This is a genomic window from Caballeronia arationis, from assembly GCF_001544975.2.
In the GTDB taxonomy this organism is placed as follows: domain Bacteria; phylum Pseudomonadota; class Gammaproteobacteria; order Burkholderiales; family Burkholderiaceae; genus Caballeronia; species Caballeronia arationis.
This window is the reverse complement of the sequence record NZ_FCOG02000323.1, coordinates 1-2,922: the sequence shown is the minus strand read 5'-3', so window position 1 is coordinate 2,922 and position 2,922 is coordinate 1. Positions and strand designations below refer to the sequence as shown.

At 59.1% G+C, this 2,922-nt stretch carries 3 protein-coding genes and 1 pseudogene; all 4 read left to right on the top strand.

What is annotated here, in order from left to right; translation table 11 throughout:
* Window positions 1-208: pseudogene (locus tag AWB81_RS45500) on the top strand (DUF2950 family protein); the annotation flags it as partial.
* Window positions 209-411: 203 nt separating this feature from the next.
* Complete coding sequence (locus AWB81_RS41625) at window positions 412-999, top strand: BPSL1445 family SYLF domain-containing lipoprotein (RefSeq protein ID WP_062644317.1); 588 nt, start codon at window positions 412-414, stop codon at window positions 997-999.
* Between the two features lie 212 nt (window positions 1,000-1,211).
* Window positions 1,212-1,742: a helix-turn-helix domain-containing protein gene (locus AWB81_RS41620; protein ID WP_235026212.1), complete on the top strand. Its 531-nt coding sequence runs from the start codon at window positions 1,212-1,214 to the stop codon at window positions 1,740-1,742.
* Window positions 1,743-1,785: 43 nt separating this feature from the next.
* Window positions 1,786-2,394: a copper-binding protein gene (locus AWB81_RS41615; protein WP_062644315.1), complete on the top strand. Its 609-nt coding sequence runs from the start codon at window positions 1,786-1,788 to the stop codon at window positions 2,392-2,394.
* Window positions 2,395-2,922: the final 528 nt, after the last annotated feature.

Here is a 2,922-nt window from a genome sequence, read left to right as displayed (position 1 = left end):
CACGGCTATCACTATCGGATTCTCACGGCGCAAGGCGCGCACGCGAATGGCGGCCGCAAGAGCTACGAGCGCGACGGGTGTGATGACATTCCTCGTCAACGACGAGGGGAAGCTTTATCAGAAGAACTTCGGCCCGGAGACCGCGCGCATAGTGGGCCGGATCACATGGTTCGATCCGGACGGATCGTGGGCACCGGTGAAGCCTTGATTTGCGCTCGTGAACAGGATTCGTCGATGAAACTGCAGTGCGTCGAAAGCACCTGGCCCATGTTGGAAAGCAGCTCAAATGGCTCACAATTGGAAACGGACGACGCAGACTACTGTCTTACTACGCCCCAAATCTCAACTCGTTAACGGACTCCTCGGTCAGTGGGCGACTCGGAGGGAGTTAGCGGCCTCGTGGAGCACATCATGCAAAGAAGAGCTTTTATGTGTAGCGCAACGGCTTCGTTCTCGATTACGGCATTGGGACTAGCCGGATGTACGATGACGAGGGATCAAGCGCCAACGGCTGCCACCGATATGTCGAAGCGTCAGTCGATCGACGCGAGTGTTGACGGCACAATCTCGCGCGTATATTCGGCCGTGCCAGGTTCGCGCGAACTTGTCGCCAAATCTCAAGGAATGCTTGTGTTTCCATCCGTGGTGGAGGTCGGCTTTGTCGTCGGTGGTCAATATGGCGAGGGCGCGTTACGTGTAGGCGGGACGTCGGTCGGCTACTACAGCACAGTTTCGGCAGCATTTGGTTTCTTGGCGGGTGCGCAATCGAAGGCACTTGTCTTTCTCTTCCTGACCCAGGATGCGTTAAATCAGTTTCGGCAATCAAAGGGATGGACGGCGGGTGCCGATGCTTCAGTCGCCGTAGTAAAAGTGGGCGCCAACGGCTTGATCGACACGACGTCAGCGACGGCGCCGGTTCAAGTCATCGCCCTGACAAATGCTGGGCTGATGGGCAATTTGTCGCTTGAAGGAACCAAGGTTTCCCCCTTAAGCATTTGAATGTCGAGTGGTTGCGCCAAGAGAATCATCGATGAATGTGACCGGTCGACACCGGCAATGTGGCCGAGCTGACTGGCCCCCGCAAGCTGGGGCAGCTTCTTCGGCCCTGTCCGGAGCATGTATGCCTGACTCAACGCAGCGGCAGTCGGAAGCTAAGGTCGTAATGAATTTCCGTGTTTTTTACCAGAATTCGATGAAAATCTTGTATTCCTATGCGTAATGAAGTTCGAGGTCCCGCACCGGAAGCGGATGGCGCTTTCCACGAACGCAGCAATAGCGGCGTTCGCCGCCGCGACGGCGACGGCCGCGTTCCTGCTATCACAACGACAGATGTGCAGATGCTCTCCCGAACAGAAAAACTCCCGAGTGTCGTGCGCCGGATGACCGCCGGGCAGATGCTACTTGACGGCGCATCGGTGGACGCGGTCGCCGAGCGGCTGCATCTCTCCAATCAAACCGTAAGGCGCTATCAGGCCACCGTGAAGGCGGGCGGGCTTGCAGCGCTGCAAAAGATGAGCGTCGGCGGCCGCTCATCGGTCCTCGACCAGGAGGCGCTTGAATGGATCGCCTTGACACTGCAAGGTTCGGCGCGTGCCCATGGCTTCGAAAGCGACGCTTGGACCAACGCGCGTCTGCGCGGGCTTATTGAACAACGATATGGCGTGCGCTTCTCGCGCGTCTACATCTGGCAGATTGCGACCAAGCTCGGTCTGGGACATTTGCTTTCCAAATCTCGTCGCTAGCCGCGTCGGCCGTCCGTCTTCTCACTCACGAAAGGAGCATCGCATGTCACCTAAAGGTCAATCGCGCGTTCTCAGAATTGGTCTGGTGCGCGCAACCGCCATCGCTGCGATGGCGTTCGCTGATACGGCCACCGCGCAGAACGCGGCATCAGGCGCGGGGGACGACGCGCTGGGCGCCGCTACTGTCGCCGAAGCTCAGGCGCATGTAGTCGGCATCGATCCGGCGACTAACAGCGTGGCGCTGCAGGGCCCGCAGGGCCGCATCGTCGAGGTCGCGGTCAATCCCGAAGTCGGCGATGTGAAGAAACTGCAGATTGGCGACACCGTCAACATCCAATATCGGAACGCGCTTCTCGTGCGCGCGACAAAGGTGAAATCAACGGGGATTCGCGAACGAGTCGACACCGAAGCGACGATTCCTGCTTCGGGCGGCGTCACTGCGACGGCCCGCAGCGTGCAAATCCTCGCGACGATCCAGAAGATAGACGCGAAGAAGCGCCTGATCACGCTGCGCGGACCGAGCCGCACCGAAGTCTTCCAGCTTGCGCCTGATGTCTCGCTCGAAGGACTGAAGGCCGGCGACACCGTGCGGGCCGAGTTCGTGTCGGCCACGGCGATTCAGGTGCTGCGTGGCGGATCGCCGGTGAAATGATCGTGGAGTTGTCCACGGCGCAACGTTGAGGGTTTACGGGCGGTGCGCTGGGACAATTTCGTCCCAGCACCTGCGCGTCGAAATGAATCGCCGCATCGTCGGGCGAAAGCGAGGCTACGCGATCTGCGGTGTTTTCTCACAAACGCAGTGCGGCGAAAGTGTCGCTCGACCCACGCGAGGCGGATTTATGAGCTTGACCGGGCGTTACAGCCTCTCCAAACGCACGGATGTGTATCTGCAGGGCGTCTATCAGTCAGCACGAGCCAGAACACCGCACTGGGGGTGGCATTCATTAATGGATTGAGCGTGCCTTCATCGACTAGCAACCAAGTCGAGGTGACCACGGGCCTGCGTCATCTACGACTGAGTTTTCCATCCAGAGATATTGCAGAGCGGTCGGGGCCAATGGGGCGGCTCGCTTCGGCAGAAGTGCTTCACTGCAACCTGCCGGGAGTTATGGTCGGAACTGGTGTTCGGGTGAGGCAGGGATTTGAAGGCGGTGGCGGTTTAGCTGAGAATGTTGCTTGT

Coding starts and splice junctions, on each gene's coding strand:
- AWB81_RS41615 (WP_062644315.1), top strand. CDS start 1,786: ATGTCACCTAAAGGTCAATCGCGCGTTCTCAGAATTGGTCTGGTGCGC.
- AWB81_RS41620 (WP_235026212.1), top strand. CDS start 1,212: ATGCGTAATGAAGTTCGAGGTCCCGCACCGGAAGCGGATGGCGCTTTC.
- AWB81_RS41625 (WP_062644317.1), top strand. CDS start 412: ATGCAAAGAAGAGCTTTTATGTGTAGCGCAACGGCTTCGTTCTCGATT.